This window comes from Allobosea sp. (genome assembly GCF_048595345.1).
Lineage (GTDB): Bacteria > Pseudomonadota > Alphaproteobacteria > Rhizobiales > Beijerinckiaceae > Allobosea.
Map to the genome: position 1 here is coordinate 1 of NZ_JBMDWH010000171.1, position 5,075 is coordinate 5,075.

4 protein-coding genes are annotated in these 5,075 nt (G+C 67.0%); all 4 read left to right on the forward strand.

What is annotated here, in order from left to right; genetic code table 11:
• Positions 1-876: proline--tRNA ligase (locus tag ACOJTB_RS15390; protein WP_420103401.1), on the forward strand; the 876-nt coding region annotated here is incomplete at its 5' end.
• Positions 873-2,162: a lipoprotein-releasing ABC transporter permease subunit gene (locus tag ACOJTB_RS15395; protein WP_420103402.1), complete on the forward strand. Its 1,290-nt coding sequence runs from the start codon at positions 873-875 to the stop codon at positions 2,160-2,162. The genes ACOJTB_RS15390 and ACOJTB_RS15395, both read left to right, overlap by 4 nt.
• A complete protein-coding gene (locus tag ACOJTB_RS15400) occupies positions 2,162-2,851 on the forward strand; it encodes an ABC transporter ATP-binding protein (protein ID WP_420103403.1) in 690 nt (229 codons plus the stop codon). The genes ACOJTB_RS15395 and ACOJTB_RS15400 overlap by 1 nt, the downstream gene beginning before the upstream one ends.
• 530 nt (positions 2,852-3,381) lie before the next feature.
• Positions 3,382-5,075, forward strand: a 1,694-nt coding sequence (gene dnaE, locus ACOJTB_RS15405; protein ID WP_420103404.1) for a DNA polymerase III subunit alpha, incomplete at its 3' end; no start/stop codon positions are given.

The window sequence follows — 5,075 nt, forward strand, 5'->3', positions numbered from 1 at the left end:
CGCGAATTCCTGATGAAGGACGCCTATTCCTTCGATCTCGACAAGGAGGCGGCGCGCCACGCCTATAACCGCATGTTCACCGCCTATCTGCGGACTTTCGCGCGGCTCGGCCTGAAGGCGATCCCGATGAAGGCCGATACCGGTCCCATCGGCGGCGATCTCAGCCATGAATTCATCGTTCTGGCCTCGACCGGCGAGAGCGAGGTGTTCTGCCACAGCGATTATCTCGGCTTCGAGACGCCGGCTGCCGACACCGATTTCGACAGCGTGCCGGCGCTGCAGGGCATCGTCGACAAATGGACGAGCCTCTACGCCGCGACCGAAGAAATGCACGACAAGCCGGCTTTCGAGGCGATTCCGGCCGACAAGCAGGTCTCGGCGCGCGGCATCGAGGTCGGTCACATCTTCTATTTCGGCACGAAATATTCCGAGCCGATGGGCGCGAGCGTGACCGGTCCGGACGGCCAGCAGGTGCTGCTGCATGGCGGCTCCTACGGCATCGGGCCGAGCCGGCTCGTCGCCGCGCTGATCGAGGCGGGCCATGACGATGGCGGCATCGTCTGGCCCGACGAGATCGCGCCTTTCGACGTCGAGGTGATCAACCTCAAGGTCGGCGACGCTGCGACCGACGCCGCGAGCGAGCAGCTCTACAAGCACCTGCTCGCCAAGGGCTACGACGCGCTCTACGACGACACGCAGGAGCGGCCGGGCGGCAAGTTCGCCACGGCCGATCTGATCGGCGTGCCCTGGCAGATCATCGTCGGGCCCAAGGGCCTCGCCGAGGGCAAGGTCGAGCTCAAGCGCCGCAAGGGCGGCGAGCGCGAGACGATCTCGCTCGACGAGGCGCTCGCCCGGTTCCAGGGCCGCGGCACGTGAGCGACGTCGCGGACAGCGCCGACATCCCGACCGGAACGAAGGCGTTTGCCGGCTTCGAATGGCAGCTCGCCGGGCGCTATCTCAGAACCCGGCGGCGCGAGGGCTTCGTCTCCGTCATCGCCGGCTTCTCCTTTCTCGGCATCATGCTCGGCGTCGCGACGCTGATCATCGTGATGTCGGTGATGAACGGCTTCCGCATCGAACTGCTGAGCAAGATCGTCGGCGTGAACGGCCATATCTTCGCGACGCCGATCGACCGGCCGCTCGACGATTTCGATCCTGTCGCCGCCAGGCTGCGCGCCATTGCGGGGGTCAAGCTCGCCATTCCGCTGGTCGAGGGGCAGGCGCTGGCCTCCTCGCAGACCGGCAACAGCGGCGTGCTGGTGCGCGGCGTGCGCGAGGGCGACATCAAGTCGATCCCCTTCATCGGCGGCAACATCGTCTCCGGCACGCTGGAGGGCTTCGATGCGACGCCAGGCGTCGCCATCGGGGTGCGCCTCGCCAATGCGCTGGGCGTTCAGGTCGGCGACACGATCACGCTGGTGACGCCGCAGGGCGCCTCCACACCCTTCGGCACGGCTCCGCGAATCAAGGCCTATCCGGTCAAAGCGCTGTTCCAGATCGGCATGACCGAGTTCGACGGCACCTTCGTCTACATGCCGCTCAGCGAGGCACAGGCCTATTTCAACCGCGAAGGCGATGTGAACGTCATCGAAATCTTCGTCGACAACCCCGACAACACCCAGAAGGTGCGCGACGCGATCGAGGCCAACGCGCCGAGGCCGCTCGTGCTCTCCGACTGGCGCCAGCGCAACCGCAGCTTCTTCAACGCGCTCGAGGTCGAGCGGAACGTGATGTTCATCATCCTGACGCTGATCGTGCTCGTCGCGGCGCTGAATATCGTCTCCGGCCTGATCATGCTGGTGAAGGACAAGACCGAGGACATCGCGATCATGCGCACCATGGGCGCGACCGCCGGCTCGGTGATGCGCGTCTTCCTGATCACCGGGGCGGCGATCGGCGTCGTCGGCACGCTGGCCGGCTTCGTGCTGGGGCTCGCCTTCTCGCATTACATCAAGTCGATCATGGCGGCGCTGAACTGGATCACCGGGGCCAATCTCTGGGATCCGACGGTGCGCTTCCTCAGCGACATTCCCTCGGTGATCGACTGGCGGGACGTCGTCAGCGTCGTCGCCATGGCGCTGGTGCTCTCGCTGCTGGCGACGCTTTATCCCGCCTGGAAAGCGGCCCGGCTCGACCCGGTCAAAGCCTTGAGGATGGGCTGATGGCGCAGGAAACGCCCGCGCTCTTCCTTTCGCAGGTCGAGCGCTATTATCCGCAGGCCGATGCGCCGCTCGAAGTGTTGCGCAAGGCCGATTTCGCGCTCTGGCCCGGCGAGGTCGTGGCGCTGGTGGCGCCGAGCGGCACCGGCAAATCGACGCTGCTGCATGTCGCCGGCCTGCTGGAGAAGCCCGATGCCGGCGAGGTCTTCGTCGGGGGGCTCGCCACGACCAAGCTCGACGACAAGGGCCGCACGCGCCTGCGCCGCACCGAGATCGGCTTCGTCTACCAGTTCCATCATCTGCTGCCGGAGTTCTCGGCGCTGGAGAACGTGGTGCTGCCGCAGCGCATTCGCGGCCTCGGCAAGGCGGTTGCCGAGGAGCGGGCGGCGGAACTGCTGACCTTTCTGGGCCTCGGCGAGCGGCTCGACCATCGCCCCGGCGAATTGTCGGGCGGCGAGCAGCAGCGCGTCGCCATCGGCCGGGCGGTCGCCAACGGGCCGCGCCTACTGCTGGCGGACGAGCCGACCGGCAATCTCGATCCCGGAACGGCACAGCATGTCTTCGGCACGCTGATCGCGCTCGCCCGCGCCTCGGGGCTCGCGGCGCTGATCGCGACGCACAACCTCGACCTCGCCCGCCAGATGGACCGGCAGGTGACCATCCGCGACGGGCTGGTGGTGCCGCTGCGCTGAAGCGCGGCCGCCCTCCGGCCGCTCGCGGTCATTGCGAGCCATCGGGTCTTGCCTTCGGGAAGCTCAGGGACAGGCTCCGCGAAGCCATCCGGCAGGACCCGGTCGAACGTCGCAGCCGGTCCTCGCTGGATTGCTTCGTCGCTGCGCTTCTCGCAATGACTGCGCGGCTCCATCCGTGCTGGCTACGTTAACCTCTGATTGACTCTTTTTGCCGCGAGCCACGCAGCTTTCCGCAACGGCGGTTGACGAGAACAAAACATGAACTAATCTGAACTTACCGAGAACGCAGGAGGTTCCCATGACCGTCGCCCGCAAATTCGTCGCCGGCTTCGCCGAGATCGCCTCTCTCGGCGTCTTCCTCGGCATGATCTGGCTCTGGGCGGCGATCCTCTCCGCGCCTCACGTCTGAGCGAGTCAGGAGCCATCCACAGCTGCCCACCGCCTGCTGCGATCCCGGCTCGACGGGGTGCCCTGCCGGGCGCCATAACGAGGGCGGCGGGGCTGGCTTTGAGTCGAAGGTGGAGCAGGGCATGAGCGGAGCAGCGGGCGAGGGGCGCATCCTCTCCGAGATCGGCTTCGTGCATCTGCATGTGCATTCGAGCTATTCTCTGCTCGAAGGCGCGATGACCATCGCGACGATCGCCAAGATGGCCGCCGCGGACGGTCAGCCCGCCATCGCTCTGACCGACAGCGACAATCTCTTCGGCGCGCTGGAATTCTCCGAAAAGCTGTCCGGCTCCGGCCTCCAGCCCATCGTCGGCGTGCAGCTCTCGGTGGATTTCGCCGATGAGGGGGAGGGTCGGCGCCCCGTCCAGATGCAGCGCCTGCCGCATATCGTCCTGCTCGCCATGGACGAGGCCGGCTACGGCAATCTCATGAAGCTCGTCAGCGAGGCTGCGCTCGCGACCGGCGGCTCGGGCCAGCCGGTGACGACGATCGAGCGGCTCGCGGCCTTCCATGGCGGGCTCATCGCCCTGACCGGCGGCAGCGACGGGCCCGTCGATCTCGCCCTTCGCAATGGTCAGCCGGCTCAGGCGGCGGCGCGGCTCGCGACGCTGGCGCGGATCTATGGCGACCGGCTCTATGTCGAGATCCAGCGTCATGGCCGCGAGAACGAGGCGGCGCTGGAAGCCCAGCTATTGCGCCTCGCCTATGACGGCGACCTGCCGATCGTCGCGACCAACGAGCCCTTCTTCGCCAAGCCGGCCGATTTCGACGCGCATGACGCGCTGCTCGCGGTGGCGGAAGGCCGGCTGGTCTCGGATGGCGAGCGCCGGCGGGTGACGCCGGAGCATTATTTCGCCTCCCGCGCGCAGATGAAGACGCGCTTCGCCGATCTGCCGGAGGCGCTGGCCAATACGGTCGAGATCGCGATGCGCTGCCATTGGCGCGTCACCACCCGCAAGCCGATCCTGCCGCGTTTCGGCGAGGAGGGGCGCGACGAGGCCGAGGAGTTGCAGGAGCAGGCGAAAGCCGGTCTCGCGGCGCGGCTCGCCAAGCATGGCCCGGCGGAGGGCTTCAGCGTCGCGGATTACGAGAAGCGGCTCGATTTCGAGCTGTCGATCATCACCCGGATGAAGTTCCCGGGCTATTTCCTGATCGTCTCGGACTTCATCAAATGGGCCAAGGCGCATGACATTCCGGTCGGGCCGGGGCGCGGCTCCGGCGCAGGCTCGCTCGTCGCCTATGCGCTGACGATCACCGACGTCGATCCGCTGCGCTTCGGCCTGCTGTTCGAGCGCTTTCTCAATCCCGACCGCGTCTCGATGCCGGATTTCGACATCGACTTCTGCCAGAACCGGCGCGAAGAGGTGATCGACTACGTCAAGCACCACTACGGGGCCGAGCGCGTCGCGCAGATCATCACCTTCGGCACGCTGCTCGCGCGCGGCGTGCTGCGCGATGTCGGCCGCGTGCTGGAAATGCCCTATGGCCAGGTCGACAAGCTGACCAAGCTCGTGCCGCAGAACCCGGCCAAGCCCATCTCGCTGAAGGACGCCATCGAGGGCGAGCCCAAGCTGCAGCAGGCGGCGGCCGAGGAGCCGATCGTCGCGCGCCTTCTCGAGATCGGGCAGAAGCTCGAAGGGCTGCACCGCCACGCCTCGACCCATGCCGCCGGCGTCGTGATCGGCGACCGGCCGCTGGAGCAGCTCGTCGCGCTCTCGGTCGATCCGCGCACCGGCATGCGCGTGACCCAGTTCAACATGAAATGGGTCGAGCAGGC